This window comes from Saccharothrix australiensis (assembly GCF_003634935.1).
GTDB lineage: Bacteria > Actinomycetota > Actinomycetes > Mycobacteriales > Pseudonocardiaceae > Actinosynnema > Actinosynnema australiense.
Genome location: NZ_RBXO01000001.1, coordinates 6,664,214 through 6,680,869, shown reverse-complemented (window position 1 = coordinate 6,680,869; position 16,656 = coordinate 6,664,214). Strand labels below are relative to the sequence as shown.

Here is a 16,656-nt window from a genome sequence, read left to right as displayed (position 1 = left end):
GCGCAAGCGGGTCCGCAGGCAGGTCCGAACGGGGTCCCGCAGGCCGGTTCCCCGGCGGGGCAACCGGCCGGGGCGCGGACCGGTCCGCACACGGGACCCCAGGCGGTCCAGCCGGCCGGGTTCCCGGCGGGCCCGCCGGCGGGACAGCCGCCGACGGGCGCTCCGGTCGGGCCGCCGTCGGGCGCCTTGGGCGGACGTCCTCCGGGGCCGCCGGGGCTCACCGACACCGCCCGCATGCGGCCGTCGGAGATCGGCCAACTCGACGCGCTGCTGAACTCGCCGCCGCGCACCCCACCGCCGCGCACCCCGCCGTCGCGCGGCGGGGTGCGCGACGGGTCGCGCAGCTGGCTCCTGCGCGGTCTGGGCCTGCTCGGGGTGGCCGTCGTGTCGGGGCTGGTGTGGCTGGTCGTCATGCCCAAGGACGACCCGAAGCCCACGCCGTCGCCCACGTCGGCCCCGGTCGGCGAGTTCGCCTTCGAGCGGGCGCCGCAGGTGCCCGAGGCGCTGAAGGACAGCCAGTGCGCGGCGCACGCGTACGGCGAGACGAAGACGTTCCTGACGTCGACGCCGTGCCAGCAGCTCACGCGCGGGCTCTTCACCACCAAGACCCCGGACGGGCGAACTGTCTACACGTCCGTGTCAGTGGTGCGGATGAAGACGATCGCGGACGCGAACAAGCTGAAGGACCTCACCACGCGGGACGGCACCGGCAACGTCAACGACCTGGTCCGCGACGGCGCGGTGCAGGTGCCCGGCCTGCGGTCGCTGGGGTCCGGGGGCTTCGCGGCGCGGCAGCAGGACCGCGACGTGATCATCATCGAGTCGGACGCCGCGCAGCGCTCGCCCACCGAGGAGGAGCACGTCGCGCTGATGAAGCGGATCTCCGCCGACGCGTTCCGGCTGGTGCCCGAACTGGGGTGAGCCCGCCCACGCCGGTGCGCCCGGTCGCCCGACAGCGCCCGGCCGCACCACCCGGCACACGCCCGCACAGCCGGCGCACGGGGACGTCGCGCCCGACCGCTGGGCCGACGCCCGCTCGCCCTGCGCGGGTGTCGGCCCAGCCCGGACGCCGCCCTGCACGGGTGTCGGTCCTGCGCGGGCGTCGGTCCTGCGGCGGGAGATCCGCGCAGGAGGCCGTCCTGCGCGGCGGGCACCCGGCCCGCGCGGTCGGCGGGTGGGCTCAGCCGCCGGCCCTGCCCGGCAGGGTGATGGGCAGCGGGCTCGCGCCGGCGGCCTTGCGCCACCGGGTCGCGCGGACGGCCGAGGTCGTCAGGGCGTCCAGCGCCGACTTCCGCAGCGCCTGGTCGTCGGTCCGCTCCAGCACGCCGTGCCAGGCGGCGCACGCGTCCGTCTCCACCGAGATCAGCGCCGCGATCGCCGACGCCGCGCTGTCCACCGGCTGGGGCGGCAGGTAGGCGGGCGCGGGCGGCGAGGGCACCGCGCCCTGGTCGCGCAGCCACCGCTCGGTCGTGTCGCGCCGCGCCCGGTGGGCGTTCGCCCCCTCCGCCACGGCGGACGCCTGCTGCGCCACGAACGCGCTGACCAGCCCGTACGTCCACACCGCCGCGTGCTCGGCGGCCAGCGCCGACTGCACCGCGTCCACGTTCACGACAACGCCTCCACCAGGCTCGCGCACCCGGCCGACACCGCGGCCACCAGCCCGGCGCGGTGCGCCGGGACCGTCACCGCCAGGTCGCCCGCCTGCTTCCGCGCCGCCTGCAACGCCGCGACGAGCGCCTCCCGCGTCGCGCCTGCGGGCGGTGGCGCGGCGGACGGCGTCGGCGCGGGCGACGAGGACGCGCCGGGCACCCTCGGCGTCGCCCGCTCCACCTCGGCCTGGAGCCGGGCGGCGTGCTCCGACCGCGCCGCCGCGGTCTCGGCCGCGCCGACGGCGGTGGCCAGCGCCGCGTCGGCCCGCGCCGCGACGACGAGGTCCGCCAGCGGGTCCGGTGGCGGCGGTGCGGGCGGTGGTGTGGTGCACGCCGCCGCCAGTGGCGCGGTGGCCACCGCCAACAGCACGCCGCGCCTGCTGAGCGCCGTTCTTCCGATCACGGGTGCCGATCCTGCCAGAGCCGCCCCGACCGCCTCTGGGGCGTGCGGCGTGTCCGGGAGGGGATAGTCTGGGCGACCAACGGCCGGCGAGTGCAGCGTCGGCCGGGGTTGCCGTGCCCTTCTGCACCCGAAAGGAGTCACCACGTGTCCAGCCCGCCGCGCGGAGAACTCGCCGCGCAGCTAGCACCCGTCGTGCGGGCAGCGGTGGAGGCCATCGGCTTCGACCTCGAATCGCTCGACGTGAACCAGGCTGGGCGTCGCAGGCTGGTGAAGGTGGTCGTGGACGGCGACGACGGCATCGGGCTCGACGAGGTCGCCGACGCCAGCCGCGCCGTGTCCGCCGCGCTCGACGCGCACGAGCACCTCATCGCGGGCCCGTACACGCTTGAGGTCACCTCGCCGGGCGCCGACCGGCCGCTGACCAGGCCGCGCCACTGGAAGCGCGCGAGGCTGCGCCTGGTCAAGGTCAAGCAGCCGGACCGGGTCGAGTGGTTCGGCCGCGTCGGCGAGGCCGACGACAGCGGGGTCGTGCTGCTGGTCAAGGGCGAGCTGCGCCGCGTCGAGTACGACTCGATCGAGCGCGCCGTGGTCGAAGTCGAGTTCAAGCAGCCGCCCGTCGAGGAGCTCGCGCTCCTGGAGGGCACGCACCCGGAGGAGGAGTCGGAGTGAACGTCGACATCGCCGCACTGCGGGCGATCGAGCGGGACAAGGACATCCCCTTCGACACCGTGCTGGAAGCCATCGAGACCGCGTTGCTCACCGCGTACAAGCACACCGAGGGGCACCACCCGCACTCGCGGGTGGAGATCGACCGCAAGACCGGGGTCGTGCGCGTGCTGGCCCAGGAGCTGGGCCCGGACGGCTCCGTGGCCGAGGAGTGGGACGACACGCCCGAGGGGTTCGGCCGGATCGCGGCCACCACGGCGCGCCAGGTGATCCTCCAGCGCCTGCGCGACGCCGAGCACGAGCGCACCTTCGGCGAGTTCGCCGCCAAGGAGGGCGAGATCATCGGCGGTGTCGTGCAGCGCGACGCCCGCGCCAACGCGCGCGGCATGGTCGTGGTGCAGATCGGCGACACCGAGGGCGTCCTGCCGCCCGCCGAGCAGGTGCCCGGCGAGTCGTACGAGCACGGCTCGCGGATCAAGTGCTACGTCGTGGGCGTGTCGCGCGGCGCGCGCGGCCCCCAGATCACGCTGTCCCGGACGCACCCGAACCTCGTGCGCAGGCTGTTCGCGCTGGAGGTGCCGGAGATCGCGGACGGCACCGTGGAGATCCCCGCGGTGGCACGTGAGGCAGGTCACCGCTCGAAGATCGCGGTCCGCTCGACGGTCGCCGGCGTGAACGCCAAGGGCGCGTGCATCGGCCCGATGGGCGCGCGGGTCCGGAACGTGATGAGCGAGCTGGCCGGTGAGAAGATCGACATCATCGACCACTCCGACGACCCGGCCACGTTCGTCGGGAATGCCCTGTCACCTGCCAAGGTTGTGTCCGTACGGGTGCTCGACGAACGCGCCAAGACGGCGCGCGTGGTCGTGCCGGACTTCCAGCTCTCCCTCGCCATCGGCAAGGAGGGCCAGAACGCCCGGCTGGCCGCGCGGCTCACCGGCTGGCGCATCGACATCCGCAGCGACGCGGACCCGGGTGGGGCCGCGCCGGCGGGTGCGGCGACATCCGGTTCGGCTGATTGAGCATCAGGGGATAGACTTCTCAGTGGTTCGACGTCGGGGATCGGTTCCTGGGCACAACGGCCCGGTTCGCACGTGCATCGGGTGCCGCGCCCGGACGTCGCCTTCCGAGCTGCTGCGCGTGGTGGTCGTGGACGGGGCCGTGGTCCCGGACACCCGCCGACGGCTGCCCGGCCGGGGTGCATGGCTGCACCCCGATCCGGGCTGTCTCCGCGAGGCCGAGAAGCGAAGGGCGTTCCCCAGGGCCTTCCGGGTCCGGGGGCCGCTCGACGCGGAACCGGTGCGCGGGCACCTGGAGCAGCAGGGGACACAGGTCGCGGGATCGCCCCGCGACCCGCAGGAAGCAAGGAAGCAGGTCGACCCGTCATGAGTCAGCCGTGAAGCTGAAGACATGAACGCGCGACGTTAAGACGAGGTCGACGGGACTGCCGCCGGCCTCATCATCCAGAGGAGTGCAGTGGCAGGCAAGGCCCGCGTGCACGAGCTCGCCAAGGAGCTCGGCGTCACGAGCAAGGAACTGTTGAGCAAGCTCGCCGACCAGGGCGAGTACGTGAAGTCCGCGTCCAGCACCGTCGAGGCCCCCGTGGCCCGGCGGCTCCGCGACGCCTACGCGTCGAAGTCCGACGCCAAGCCCAAGCCGCCCGGCGCCCGCCCGGCGCCGCCGAAGCCGCAGGCGCCCGCGCCGTCGGCCGACGCGAAGCAGGCGCCCCGGCCCGCCGCACCGGTGGGCAAGCCCGGCCCGCGCCCGGTGCCCGGCCCGAAGCCGCAGGCGCCCAAGCCCGCACCGCAGCAGCAGCAGCCCGCGCCGAAGCCCGCCCCGGCGGCCCCGGCCGCGCCGCAGCAGCCGGTCGCGCCCGCCGCGAAGCAGACCCCGGCGCCCGCGCCGCAGCAGCCGCAGCAGGCGCCCAAGCCCGCCGGTCCTCGGCCGGGTCCCCGCCCGTCGCCGCAGCAGCCCGCGGCGGCCCAGCAGAGCCCGTCCGTCGTGCCGCCCAGGCCGCAGGCGCCCAAGCCCGCCGGCCCGCGTCCGCCGCGTCCGGGCAACAACCCGTTCGGCGTCGGCGGCGGCGCTCCCGCGCCGCGCCCGCAGGCGCCGCGCCCGTCCGCTCCGGGCGACCGCCCCGAGCGCGGCGACCGCGGTGACCGGGGCAACGCGCCCAAGCCCGGCGACCCGCGCCCGGCCGGTCCCCGTCCGGGCGGCTCCGCCGGCTCCGGCGGCCCGCGCCCCAACCCCGGCAACATGCCGCCCCGGCCGAACCCCGGCATGATGCCGGGCCGTCCGGCCGGCAACCGGCCCGGTCCCGGCGGCGGCGGCCGTCCGGGCGGTGGTCCCGGCGGCGGCGGTCGCGGTCCCGGTGGCGGCGGCGGTCGTCCCGGTGGCGGCGGTGGCGGCTTCCGCGGCGGTCCCGGTGGCGGCGGCGGTGGCGGTGGCTTCCGCGGCGGTCCCGGCGGTGGTGGCGGCGGTGGCGGTGGCTTCCGCGGTGGCCCCGGTGGCGGCGGTGGCGCACCGGCCGGCGGCGGCGGTTTCCGCGGCGGCGGCGGTCGTCCCGGTGGCCCCGGCGGTCGCGGTGGCGCGGCGGGCGCGTTCGGCCGCCCCGGCGGCCCGGCGCGTCGCGGGCGCAAGTCCAAGCGCCAGAAGCGCCAGGAGTACATGGACAACATGCAGGCGCCGTCGGTCGGCGGCGTCCGCCTGCCCAAGGGCAACGGCGAGACCATCCGGCTGCCGCGCGGCGCCTCGCTGACCGACTTCGCCGACAAGATCAACGCCAACCCGGCCTCGCTGGTGCAGGTGTTGTTCCACCTCGGCGAGATGGTCACCGCGACCCAGTCGGTGTCGGACGAGATCCTGGAGCTGCTCGGCTCCGAGATGAACTACAACGTGCAGGTCGTGTCCCCGGAGGAAGAGGACCGCGAGCTGCTCGGCACGTTCGACATCACCTACGGCGAGGACGCGGGCGACGAGGAGGACCTGGAGGTCCGGCCGCCGGTCGTGACCGTCATGGGTCACGTCGACCACGGCAAGACGCGCCTGTTGGACACCATCCGCAAGGCGAAGGTCGCGGAGGGCGAGGCCGGCGGCATCACCCAGCACATCGGCGCGTACCAGGTGCGCACCGAGCTGGAGGGCGACCCGCGCCTCATCACCTTCATCGACACGCCGGGTCACGAGGCGTTCACCGCCATGCGTGCCCGCGGCGCGAACTCGACCGACATCGCGGTCATCGTGGTGGCGGCCGACGACGGCGTGATGCCGCAGACGGTGGAGGCGATCAACCACGCCCAGGCGGCCAACGCGCCGATCGTGGTCGCGGTCAACAAGATCGACAAGGAGGGGGCCAACCCCGCCAAGATCCGCCAGCAGCTCACCGAGTACGGGCTGGTCGCCGAGGAGTACGGCGGCGACACGATGTTCGTCGACATCTCGGCGCGGGAGGCCATCAACATCGACGGCCTGCTGGAGGCGATCCTGCTGACCGCCGACGCGTCGCTGGACCTGCGCGCCAACCCGGCGATGGAGGCCCAGGGCGTCGCGATCGAGGCCCACCTCGACCGCGGCCGCGGCCCGGTCGCCACGGTGCTGGTGCAGCGCGGCACGCTGCGGGTCGGCGACTCGATCGTCGCCGGCGACGCCTACGGCCGCGTCCGCCGCATGGTGGACGAGCACGGCGACGACGTCACCGAGGCGACGCCGTCCCGCCCGGTGCAGGTCATCGGCCTGACGTCGGTGCCGGGCGCGGGCGACTCGTTCCTCGTCGTCGACGAGGACCGCGTCGCGCGGCAGATCGCCGAGCGCCGCCAGGCCCGCACCCGCAACGCCGCCAACGCGGCGCGGCGCAAGCGCGTCAGCCTGGAGGACCTGGACGCCGCCCTGAAGGAGACCAGCTCCCTCACGCTGATCATCAAGGGCGACAACTCCGGTACCGTCGAGGCGCTGGAAGACGCGCTGATGAAGATCGAGGTCGGCGACGACGTCGAGCTGCGGGTCATCCACCGCGGCGTCGGCGGCATCACCGAGGGCGACATCAACCTCGCCGTCGCGGGTAGCGCCATCGTCCTGGGCTTCAACGTCCGGGCCGAGGGCAAGGCGACCGAGCTCGCCAACCGCGAGGGCGTGGACGTCCGCTACTACACCGTGATCTACCAGGCGATCGACGAGATCGAGCAGGCCCTCAAGGGCATGCTCAAGCCGGAGTACGAAGAGGTCCAGCTGGGTCGCGCGGAGATCCGCGAGGTCTTCAAGTCCTCCAAGGTCGGCACGATCGCGGGCTGCATGGTGCTGTCGGGCGAGATCCGCCGCAACGCGCGGGCCCGCCTGCTGCGCGACAACAACGTCGTCCAGGAGAACCTGCCGGTCAGCTCGCTGCGGCGGTTCAAGGACGACGCGACCGAGGTCCGCGAGGGCTTCGAGTGCGGTCTGACGCTCGGCAACTACGCCGACCTGAAGGTCGGCGACGTCATCGAGACCTTCGAGATGCGCGAGAAGCCGCGCGTCTAGGACGTCTTCGGACACCGGGGGCCGTCGCTGTCGTGGCGGCGGCCCCCTCCTACCTCGTGGTGACGACACTTGTACGTGGGTGCCCTGGAGCTGGACGTGCTGCTCGGCGACGTCCACTCGCTCAAGCAGAAGCGGTCCGCGGTGCGGCCCGTGGTGGCCGAACTGCGCCGCAGGTTCGAGGTGGCCGTGGCGGAAGCCGGTCACCTCGACCTGCACCGCCGCGCGCTGATCGGAGTGGCGGCCGTCGCGGCCGACGCCGAGCATGTCAGGGACGTCCTGGCCGCGTGCGAGCGGCTGGTGGCCGGACGGCCCGAACTGGAACTGCTCTCCGCCCGCCACAGGCTGGTCGGGCCGGAGGACGACTGAGCCGCCGTTCACGGCGGCTGTGCAGATGGAGGAGGGAGCGCCGTGGCCGACCAGGCACGGGCGCGCAAGCTGGCCAAGCGGATCTCGCAGATCGTGGCCTCCGCGCTGGAACACGAGGTGAAGGACCCGCGCCTGGCGCGGGTGACGATCACCGACACGCGCGTGACGGGCGACCTGCACGACGCGACGGTCTACTACACGGTGCTGGGCGAGAAGCTGGACGCCGAGCCGGACTTCGCGGGCGCCGCCGCGGCGCTGGAGAAGGCCAAGGGCGTGCTGCGCACGATGGTCGGCCAGCAGACCGGCGTGCGGTTCACGCCGACCCTGTCGTTCGTCACCGACACCGTGCCCGACGAGGCGCGGCGGATGGACGAGCTGCTGGCCCGCGCCCGCGAGGCGGACGCGGAGGTGGCCCGGATCGCGTCCGGCGCCGAACCCGCCGGCGAGGCGGACCCGTACAAGCCTCCGCGTGAGGCCGACGAAGCCGACTAGCGTTCCCGGTGTGTCCAACGACCTGAGCGCCCCCCTGCGGGCCGCAGCCGCCGCCCTGACCGACGCCTCCGACGTGACGCTGCTCGCGCACGTCAACCCGGACGCGGACGCGCTGGGCAGCGCGCTGGCCCTGGGCCTCGCCCTGCACCGGCGGGGGAAGGCGGTGCGGGTGTCCTTCGGCGCGCCGGACTCGGTGCCGGAGACCCTGCGGGACCTCGACGCGGCGGGCCTGCTGGTCCCGGCCGCCGAGGTGCCCGCCGAGCCCGAGGTGCTGGTCGCCCTGGACACCGGCTCGGTGGCCAGGCTCGGCCCGCTCGGGGATCGCGTCGGGCGCGCGGGGACGGTCGTCGTGCTGGACCACCACGTGTCCAACCCCGGGTACGGGACCGTGAACGTGGTGGACGCGACCGCCGAGGCGACCGCGCTGGTCGTCCTGCGGCTGCTGGACGAACTCGGCGTGGAGCTGGACGAGCCCGTCGCCCGGTGCCTCTACGCCGGCCTGGTGACCGACACCCGGTCGTTCCGCCACGCCGGCCCGGAGACCCACCGGGTGGCGGCGCGCCTGCTGGCGACCGGCGTCGACGCGGAAGCGGTGGCGCGGCCGCTGATGGACTCCCACCCGTTCGGCTACCTGGGGATGCTGTCGAAGGTGCTGGCCCGCGCGGTGCTGGACCGCTCGGCGGCCGGCGGCCTCGGCTTCGTGCACGCGGTCGTCACGCTGGCGGACTCGGAGGGCCTGCGCCCGGAGGAGGTCGAGAGCGTCGTGGACCTCGTGCGCACCACGTCGGAGGCCGAGGTGGCGGCGGTGCTGAAGGAACTGCGCCCGTCGTACTGGTCGGTGTCGCTGCGGGCCGTGAGCCGGGTCGACGTGGGCGAGGTGGCGCAACGGCTCGGCGGCGGAGGGCACCGACTCGCGGCCGGCTTCACGGCGACGGGCGAAGCCTCGTCCGTGCTCGCCGACCTGAGAACCGCACTGGAATCGGTCGCGACGAACTGACCGAACCGCACGCGCACCGACGCCGCACGCCGCCGCACCGACCTGGGCCCACTGCACCGCGCAGCACAGATCCGGGCACACAGCACCGCGCAGCACAGACTTCTGGTCTCGTGTTCTCCCCGTATGGCCTGCCCGCAGGGCAACCACAGTCGGTCAGGGGGCGCAAGCACGCTTCACCGCTTGCGCCCCCTGACCGACTGTGGTGGTCTTTGACAGGCCATGCGGGGAGAACACGACGCCCTTGTCTTTGTTTTTCCTCCCCGGAGGTCTGCCCAGCGGCGAGCGCTTCTTTAAAGCTTGTGCGGGCGCCTTCCGTGCGGAAGTTCTTCGGTTTTAGCGGGTCAAAGCTTAAAGAAGGGCGCTCGCCGCTGGGCAGGCCACCAAGGATGGGGGCAAAGCTTCTTCGAAGCTTTGCAAGCTTTTCACGCTGCGCTTGAAAAGCTTTGGCTGCGTGTCATCCCCGTACGACCTGTCAAAGACCACCACATTTTTCACAGGGGCGCAAGCGAAAAGCGTGCTTGCGCCCCTGTGAAAAATGTGGTCGCCCTGCGGGCAGGCCGTACGGGGATGACACGCAGCCGGCCGTGGTGTGCCTGGGGCGGCCGGGTCAGGCGGCCGGGTCGGTGGGTCGGGTCGGTGGGTCGGGTCGGTGGGTCGGGTGGATCGCTCGGGTGGATCGCTCGGGTGGATCGGTCGGGTGGATCGGTCGGGTGGATCGGTCGGGTGGATCGGTCGGGTGGGTGAGTGGTCGGGGCGGGGGCGGTGAAGGCGAGTGGTGGTGGGTGTCGGGGTGGGGTCGGTGTGTGCTGGGTCGCACAGGGGCTGACCTGAGCGTATGCCGGAATTGTCGGTGGCCCGTGAGAGGGTGGATCGGGGGCTGCTCTGAACGGTTCGGGGTTTGCTCCGGGCGTCTGGGAGGAGTGGGTGTGAGCGAGCGCGTGCCCGCGCGGCGGGTTCTGGGGTTGGCCGTGCCCGCGTTGGGTGTGTTGGCCGCCGAGCCGTTGTACGTGTTGGTGGACACGGCCGTCGTCGGGCACCTCGGCGCGTTGCCGTTGGCCGGGCTTGCGCTGGGCGGCGTGTTGTTCACACAGGTCGCCTCGCAGCTCACCTTCCTCTCCTACGGCACGACGGCGCGCGCCGCCCGCTTGTTCGGCGCGGGCCGCCGGGCCGACGCGGTGCAGGAGGGCGTCCAGGCGACCTGGCTGGCCCTGGCCGTCGGTGTGCTGGTGATCGGGTTGGGGCAGGTGCTCGCCGCGCCCGCCGCGCGGGTGCTGGCCGGTGGCGAGGTGGCCGCCGAGGCCGTCTCCTGGCTGCGGATCGCGTTGTTCGGCGCTCCGTTCGTGCTGGTGACGATGGCCGGCAACGGGTGGATGCGCGGGGTCGAGGACACGGTTCGGCCGTTGCGCTACGTGTTGTTCGGCAACGGGTTGTCGGCCGTGCTGTGCCCGCTGCTGGTGCACGTCGCCGGGTGGGGGCTGGAAGGCAGCGCGGTCGCGAACGTCGTGGCGCAGGTCGTGTCGGCGTGCCTGTTCTTCCGCGCGCTGTTCGCCGAGGGCGTGCCGCTGCGCCCGCGGCCGGCGGCGATGCGGGCCCAGCTCGGGCTCGGCCGCGACCTGGTGCTGCGCAGCCTCGCGTTCCAGGCGTGCTTCGTCTCGGCCGCGTCGGTGGCCGCCCGGACGTCGGTCGGCGCGGTGGGCGCGCACCAGATCGTGCTCCAGCTGTGGACGTTCCTGGCGCTGGTGCTGGACTCGCTGGCGATCGCCGCGCAGGCCATCGTCGGGCAGGCGCTGGGCGCGCACCGGCAGGACGAGGCGAAGCGGTTCGCGTGGCAGGTCACCGGTTACGGCCTCGGGTTCGGGCTCGTGCTCGGCGCGGTGTTCGCCGCGCTGTCGGGAGTCGTGCCGCCGCTGTTCACCGGTGACCCGCAGGTGCTGGGCGAGGTGCCGCACGCGTGGTGGTTCTTCGTGGCGTTGCAGCCGATCGCCGGTGTCGTGTTCGCGCTGGACGGTGTGCTGCTCGGCGCGGGCGACGCGAAGTTCCTGCGCAGCGCCACGCTGCTGGCGGCGGCGGTCGGGTTCCTGCCGCTGGTGTGGGCGTCGCTGGCGTTCGACTGGGGGCTGGTGGGCGTCTGGTCCGGGCTGTCGGCGTTCATGGCGCTGCGCTTGGCGACGCTGCTGGTGCGGACGCGTTCCGGCAGGTGGGCGCGGGTGGGCGCGGTGTGGTGAGGCGCACCTACCGAAATTGTTAACAATGGGCAAGTGTTTCCGGTGGAGGTAGTGCCGCCGCACGGAGACCCGAGGAGCCCGCCTTGCCGGTCGATCGCGCCACGCGACGCGCGTGGCTGGTCTGGTCAACCGCCGTCGTCGTCTACGTCGCCGCCCTGTTCCACCGCACGTCGCTCGGCGTCGCCGGGCTGGAAGCCGCCGACCGCTTCGCCGTCGGCCCCGCCGCGCTCGGCACGTTCACCGTGCTCCAGATCGGCCTGTACGCGGTGATGCAGGTGCCGACGGGCCTGCTGGTGGACCGCTTCGGGCCGCGCCGGGTGCTCACCGCCGCCGCGCTGCTGATGGGCGTCGGCCAGCTGCTGTTCGCGCTGGCGACCTCGTACCCGGTGGGGCTCGCGGCGCGGGCCGTGCTCGGCGTCGGCGACGCCATGACGTGGGTCAGCGTGCTGCGCCTGGCCGCCGCGCACTTCCCGCCGCGCCGGTTCACCGTCGTGATGTCGCTGTCCGCCGCGCTGGGCGGCGCGGGCAACCTCCTGGCCACGCTGCCGCTGACGCTGCTGCTCCAGAGCGCCGGGTGGACGGTGGCGTTCCTCGTCGCGGGCGCGGCGACGGCCGGCTACGCGCTGGTCGTCGCCTGGCGGGTGCGGGAGGCGCCCGACGGCGTGCCGCCGCCGCCACCGGAGAGCGTGCCGCTGCGCACGGTCGCCAAGCGGGTCTCGGCGGCGTGGCGCGAACCCAGCACCCGGCTCGGGTTCTGGGTGCACTTCACGTGCATGTCGACGCCCGCGCTGCTGGGCCTGCTGTGGGGTTTCCCGTACCTGGTCGAGGCGCAGGGCATGAGCCGGCCGGAGGCGTCGGCGGTGCTGAGCCTGCTGGTCGTGGTGGGCATCGTGGCCGGCCCGGTGTCCGGCGCGGTGATGGCGCGCCGTCCCGAGTGGCGGATGCCGATCGTCGGCTGCTACCTCGCCGCGGCGCTGGTGTGCTGGGCGGTGCTGCTGGGGTGGCCGGGCGGGGTGCTGCCGCCGGGCGTGCTGTACGCGGTGTTCGGGGTGCTCGCCGTCGGCGGCCCGGCGTCGGGGGTGGCGTTCGCGCTGGTGCGGGACTACAACCCGCTGCACCGCGTGAGCACGGCCACCGGCGTGGCGAACGTCGGCGGGTTCGCGGCGATCACGTTCTACGCCCTCGCGGTCGGCGTGGTGCTCGACCTGGCGCGCGGCGCGGACGCGCCGCAGGCGTACCGGATCGCCTTCCTGGCCGTGGTTGCCGTGCTGGTGGCGGGTGTGTGGCGCACGGTCGTGTGGTGGCGGCGGGCGCGGGCCGCGGTGTTCGCCGCCGAGCGGCGCGGGGAGCGCGTGCCGGTGCAGTTGCGTCGCCGCCGGTGGGACGTCCTGGCCGATGCTTAAGATGACCGGTCGTGTCCGCATCATCTTCCGCTGTGCAGCCAGGTCTCGTCGTCGTCGACAAACCGGACGGCATGACTTCCCACGACGTGGTGGCGAGGGTCCGCCGCATCCTCGGCACCCGGAAGGTCGGGCACGCGGGCACGCTCGACCCGATGGCGACCGGCGTGCTGGTGCTCGGCGTGGAGCGGGCGACGAAGCTGCTCGGCCACCTGGCGCTGGACAGCAAGGCGTACCTGTCGACCATCCGCCTCGGCTCGGCCACCACCACCGACGACGCCGAGGGCGAGGTGCTGTCCACCGCGGACGCCTCCGGGGTGCCCGAGGACGCCATCCGGGCGGCCGTGGCGAAGCTCACCGGCCCCATCCAGCAGGTGCCCAGCGCGGTCAGCGCGGTCAAGATCGGCGGCAAGCGCGCCTACGCGCGGGTCCGCGACGGCGAGGTGGTGGAGATCCCGGCGCGGCCGGTGACGGTGCACCGGTTCGACGTGCTGTCGATCCGCCGCGAGGGCGACGCCACCGAGCTGGACGTGATGGTGGAGTGCTCGTCCGGCACCTACGTGCGGGCGCTGGCCCGCGACCTGGGGGCGGACCTCGGCGTGGGCGGCCACCTGGCGGCGCTGCGCCGCACCCGCGTCGGCCCGTTCGACCTGCGGGTGGCGCGGACGCTGGCGCGGCTGGAGGAGTCGCCCGGCCTGTCGCTGGACCTGGACGCGGCGGTCGCGAAGGCGTTCCCGCGCCGCGAGATCGCGCCCCGCGAGGCCGTCGCCCTGTCCCACGGGCAGCGCCTGGCGGCGGGCGGCCTGGACGGCACCTACGGCGTCTTCGGCCCCGACGGGCACGTGGTGGCGCTGGCGAGGGACGAGGGCCCGATCGCCAAGCCGCTGGTGGTTCTCACGCCGGCCGGATAGCCCTACCGTGGTGGGCATGGCGAGATGGGTGTGGCCGACCGCGGCCGGCGTCGTGGCCTCGGCCACCGGGGTCGTGGTCAACCTGGCCACCGACCACGGGGACAACCCCTGGACCTGGGGCGGCGTCGTGCTGCTCACCGCGGCGGGCGTCGGCGTCGGCCTCGCGGCGCGGCGCTCCGAGCGGCAGCGGCAGCACCCGCCGGACCGGCCCGCGGACGTGCGCAACATCGTCAGCGGCACGGTGCACGGCGGGGTGGTGCAGGCGGGCTCGCTGGGCTCCGTGACGATCGACTCCGGGTCGACGGTCAACCAGAACGCCACCGCCCGCGACGGCGGCACCGTCCACCAGGCGGGCCGCGACGTCCGCCACGAGCGGGGCCGGTGAGGCGCGGGCCCGCGGCGCGCCGGACCGGCCGTGCCGCGCGGTTCCGGCGGGCGCCCGCGCGCCGCCGCCGGGCCCCTCGCCCGCCGGGGACCGGTCCTCTCCCGGCCACGTAGGCTGCTCACCGTGCAGCGGTGGCGTGGGTTGGAGCACCTCCCCGGTGGCTGGGGTCGGTGCGTCGTGACGATCGGGGTGTTCGACGGCGTGCACCGGGGGCACCAGGCGCTCATCGGCCGGGCCGTCGAGTCGGCCTCCGCCAGGGACGTCCCGTCCGTCGTCATGACGTTCGACCCGCACCCGTCGGAGGTCGTGCGGCCCGGCAGCCACCCGGCCCAGCTGACCAGCCTGCGGCGGCGCGCCGAACTGGTGGAGCGCCTCGGCGTGGACGTGTTCTGCGTCCTGCCGTTCACCGTCGAGCTGTCGCGGATGCCCGCCGCCGAGTTCGTGCACGAGGTGCTGGTGGAGCGCCTGCACGTCGCCTCCGTGGTGGTCGGCCAGAACTTCACGTTCGGCAGCCGGGCCGCGGGCAACGTCGACCTGCTGCGCGCGTTGGGACAGCGGTTCGGGTTCGGTACCGAGGGGGCGGATCTGGTGACCGACGACGGGGTGACGTACTCGTCCACCTACATCAGGGCGTGCATCGACGCCGGCGACGTGGGGGCCGCCGCGCAGGCGCTGGGCCGCCCGCACCGGCTGGAGGGGATCGTCGTGCGCGGCGACGGACGGGGCCGGGAGCTGGGCTTCCCCACGGCGAACCTGTCCACCGCGCGGTTCGCGGCGGTGCCCGCCGACGGCGTCTACGCCTGCTGGTTCGTGCACTCCGACGGGCGCCGGCTGAGGGCGGCCGTGTCCGTCGGCACCAACCCGACGTTCTCCGGGCGGGAGCGGCGGGTCGAGGCGTTCGTGCTCGACGTCGACGAGGACTTCTACGGCCAGCGGGTCGCCCTGGACTTCGTGGCCCGGCTGCGCGGCATGGAGCGGTTCGACACCGTCGAGGCGCTGCTGGAGCAGATGCGCCGGGACGTCGCGGAAACGCGGGGCATCCTGCCGGCGGACGGCGCGTGACGCGTTGCACCAGCTGGGTGGAACGCGTCATGCGGGTGCTGCTTACCTGGCAAGATGCCGGTCACGTCGGCCGGGCAGGGGAGAGGCGAAGGTGGAGGACCACAAGATCGTCCAGCGCAACCTCGCGTTGCAGCGCGAGTGGTACGGGGAGCCCTTGGGGGACCGGGTGCGCCGGTTGGTGGTCGCTTTCAACGTGTCGCAGGCGCAGCTGGCGGACGTCCTGGGCATCAGCGCGCCCATGCTCAGCCAGGTGATGAGCGGACGCCGCGCGAAGATCGGCAACCCGTCCGTGCTGGCCCGGATGATCATGCTGGAGCGCAAGGTCCTCACCCCGGACGTGGCCACCGGCGCGCCGGACGCGCTCCAGCGGGCGCTGGACGAGGTGCGCGAGTCCAAGCCCACGGTCAGCCGCGACTCGCTGCCGGTCAACGGCGCGGACGACGAGGCCGTGGTGTTCCCGTTCCTGCGCCGCATCGCCGACCAGCGCGAGCTGTCCCAGGCGGCCGACGTGCTGCGCGAGGACTTCCCGGCGCTGGCGGACCTGCTGCGCCGCGCGGGCAAGGGCCGCGTCCCCTGAGGCTGTTCACGGGCGTCTTCCCGCCGGGGCCGGTGGTCGCCGAGCTGGCAGGCGCCCTGCGCCCGCTGCGCGCCGCGCGCCCGGACCTGAGGTGGAGCGACCCCGAGCGCTGGCACGTCACGCTCCGCTTCCACGGCGACCACGCGGAGCCCGCGGGGCTGCTCGACGGGCTGCGCGGCCTGCCCGCGCCGACCGTGCGGCTGGCCGGCAGCGGCGCGTTCCCCGGCGTCCTGTGGGTCGGGGTCGAGGGCCCGCTGCGCCCGCTGGCCGAGGCGGCGGGGGCGGACCCGGACTGGCGTCCACACCTGACGGTCGCCCGCTCGCGCCACCGCCGGCCGCGCTGGCCGCGCGTGGAGTTCACCGGTCGCGAGTGGACCGTCGCGGAGGTGGCGCTGGTGCGCAGCCGGCCGGGCGGGGGGTACGAGGTGCTCCAGCGGGTGCCCTTGACCACGCCAAACGACTGAGCGCGGCGACTACTGGTAGCCTCGACAGTTGGGTCTGGCTGCGGTCCGTGGCGGCCATGACCGGCTACCCCCGGCGACGGGGGCCGCACGGAACACACACCGAGGTACCGAGGAGTAGCGGGAACGTGGCACTGACCACCCAGGAAAAGAAGACCATCCTCGCCGAGTACGGCGTCCACGACACGGACACCGGTTCGGCCGAGGCGCAGGTCGCGCTGCTGAGCAAGCGGATCGCGGACCTGACCGAGCACCTGAAGCAGCACAAGCACGACCACCACTCGCGTCGTGGCCTGCTGCTGCTGGTCGGCCGTCGCCGCCGGCTGCTCAACTACCTCCAGAAGGTGGACATCCAGCGCTACCGGTCGCTCATCTCGCGACTGGGCCTGCGCAGGTGACAGCCGCCGAGGGGGAGTGACCGGCCGGTCGCTCCCCCTCGGCGCGACGCAACGCGACAAAGAAGAGGGACGCGCACGCGCGCGGCGCAACGGGACGACAGTCCGCCGGTCCTCGGTAGTGGCCCCCTGGCCGATTCGCCTCCCAGGGGACT

At 74.3% G+C, this 16,656-nt stretch carries 18 protein-coding genes; 16 read left to right on the top strand and 2 right to left on the bottom strand.

All coding sequences use genetic code 11. The features are described from left to right. The first annotated feature begins 234 nt into the window (after nt 1-234). Nucleotides 235-921: a hypothetical protein gene (locus C8E97_RS28270; RefSeq protein ID WP_121008437.1), complete on the top strand. Its 687-nt coding sequence runs from the start codon at nt 235-237 to the stop codon at nt 919-921. Nucleotides 922-1,180: 259 nt separating this feature from the next. Here C8E97_RS28270 and C8E97_RS35640 read toward each other — a convergent pair whose 3' ends face one another. Both C8E97_RS35640 and C8E97_RS35635 read right to left on the bottom strand, forming a co-directional pair. Then, a complete protein-coding gene (locus C8E97_RS35640) occupies nt 1,181-1,609 on the bottom strand; it encodes a ferritin-like domain-containing protein (protein WP_246019235.1) in 429 nt (142 codons plus the stop codon). Continuing rightward, nucleotides 1,606-2,052 carry a hypothetical protein gene (locus C8E97_RS35635; RefSeq protein WP_246019234.1) on the bottom strand — a complete coding sequence of 149 codons (447 nt, stop codon included), beginning with the start codon at nt 2,050-2,052 and terminating at the stop codon, nt 1,606-1,608. Before C8E97_RS35635 ends, C8E97_RS35640 begins: the two co-directional genes overlap by 4 nt. Nucleotides 2,053-2,196: 144 nt before the next feature. Between C8E97_RS35635 and rimP the strand changes: the two genes are divergently transcribed. From rimP to rpsO, 15 genes are all read left to right on the top strand, one after another. Continuing rightward, complete coding sequence (gene rimP / locus C8E97_RS28255) at nt 2,197-2,721, top strand: ribosome maturation factor RimP (protein ID WP_121008435.1); 525 nt, start codon at nt 2,197-2,199, stop codon at nt 2,719-2,721. Continuing rightward, on the top strand, nt 2,718-3,740 hold the full coding sequence (gene nusA / locus C8E97_RS28250) for a transcription termination factor NusA (protein WP_121008434.1): 1,023 nt from the start codon (nt 2,718-2,720) through the stop codon (nt 3,738-3,740). Before rimP ends, nusA begins: the two co-directional genes overlap by 4 nt. Continuing rightward, entirely contained in the window at nt 3,694-4,107 is a 414-nt protein-coding gene (locus tag C8E97_RS28245; RefSeq protein ID WP_246019232.1) for a YlxR family protein, read from the top strand. Before nusA ends, C8E97_RS28245 begins: the two co-directional genes overlap by 47 nt. 87 nt (nt 4,108-4,194) lie before the next feature. Continuing rightward, on the top strand, nt 4,195-7,230 hold the full coding sequence (infB, locus tag C8E97_RS28240; protein WP_121008432.1) for a translation initiation factor IF-2: 3,036 nt from the start codon (nt 4,195-4,197) through the stop codon (nt 7,228-7,230). Between the two features lie 69 nt (nt 7,231-7,299). Beyond that, complete coding sequence (locus C8E97_RS28235; RefSeq protein ID WP_121008431.1) at nt 7,300-7,596, top strand: DUF503 domain-containing protein; 297 nt, start codon at nt 7,300-7,302, stop codon at nt 7,594-7,596. Between the two features lie 42 nt (nt 7,597-7,638). Beyond that, nucleotides 7,639-8,088 (top strand): 30S ribosome-binding factor RbfA, encoded by a 450-nt coding sequence (gene rbfA, locus C8E97_RS28230; RefSeq protein WP_121008430.1) that lies wholly within the window; start codon nt 7,639-7,641, stop codon nt 8,086-8,088. Between the two features lie 10 nt (nt 8,089-8,098). Then, on the top strand, nt 8,099-9,085 hold the full coding sequence (locus C8E97_RS28225) for a DHH family phosphoesterase (RefSeq protein ID WP_121008429.1): 987 nt from the start codon (nt 8,099-8,101) through the stop codon (nt 9,083-9,085). Between the two features lie 926 nt (nt 9,086-10,011). Further along, nucleotides 10,012-11,310, top strand: coding sequence for an MATE family efflux transporter (locus C8E97_RS28220; RefSeq protein ID WP_281275474.1), 1,299 nt, complete (start codon nt 10,012-10,014; stop codon nt 11,308-11,310). Between the two features lie 83 nt (nt 11,311-11,393). Next, complete coding sequence (locus C8E97_RS28215; RefSeq protein WP_121008428.1) at nt 11,394-12,713, top strand: MFS transporter; 1,320 nt, start codon at nt 11,394-11,396, stop codon at nt 12,711-12,713. Nucleotides 12,714-12,724: 11 nt separating this feature from the next. Continuing rightward, nucleotides 12,725-13,621, top strand: a complete 897-nt coding sequence (truB, locus tag C8E97_RS28210) for a tRNA pseudouridine(55) synthase TruB (RefSeq protein ID WP_121008427.1) — start codon at nt 12,725-12,727, stop codon at nt 13,619-13,621. Nucleotides 13,622-13,637: 16 nt separating this feature from the next. Continuing rightward, a complete protein-coding gene (locus C8E97_RS28205) occupies nt 13,638-14,006 on the top strand; it encodes an apolipoprotein L family protein (protein ID WP_147455259.1) in 369 nt (122 codons plus the stop codon). A gap of 123 nt (nt 14,007-14,129) precedes the next feature. Next, nucleotides 14,130-15,068, top strand: a complete 939-nt coding sequence (locus C8E97_RS28200; RefSeq protein WP_121008425.1) for a bifunctional riboflavin kinase/FAD synthetase — start codon at nt 14,130-14,132, stop codon at nt 15,066-15,068. 91 nt (nt 15,069-15,159) lie between these two features. Next, a complete protein-coding gene (locus C8E97_RS28195) occupies nt 15,160-15,645 on the top strand; it encodes a helix-turn-helix domain-containing protein (RefSeq protein WP_121008424.1) in 486 nt (161 codons plus the stop codon). Then, nucleotides 15,642-16,109 carry a 2'-5' RNA ligase family protein gene (locus C8E97_RS28190; RefSeq protein ID WP_121012591.1) on the top strand — a complete coding sequence of 156 codons (468 nt, stop codon included), beginning with the start codon at nt 15,642-15,644 and terminating at the stop codon, nt 16,107-16,109. Before C8E97_RS28195 ends, C8E97_RS28190 begins: the two co-directional genes overlap by 4 nt. A gap of 125 nt (nt 16,110-16,234) precedes the next feature. Beyond that, nucleotides 16,235-16,504 (top strand): 30S ribosomal protein S15, encoded by a 270-nt coding sequence (gene rpsO, locus C8E97_RS28185; protein WP_121008423.1) that lies wholly within the window; start codon nt 16,235-16,237, stop codon nt 16,502-16,504. Nucleotides 16,505-16,656 lie beyond the last annotated feature (152 nt).

Coding starts and splice junctions, on each gene's coding strand:
- C8E97_RS28270 (WP_121008437.1), top strand. CDS start 235: ATGCGGCCGTCGGAGATCGGCCAACTCGACGCGCTGCTGAACTCGCCG.
- C8E97_RS28205 (WP_147455259.1), top strand. CDS start 13,638: ATGGCGAGATGGGTGTGGCCGACCGCGGCCGGCGTCGTGGCCTCGGCC.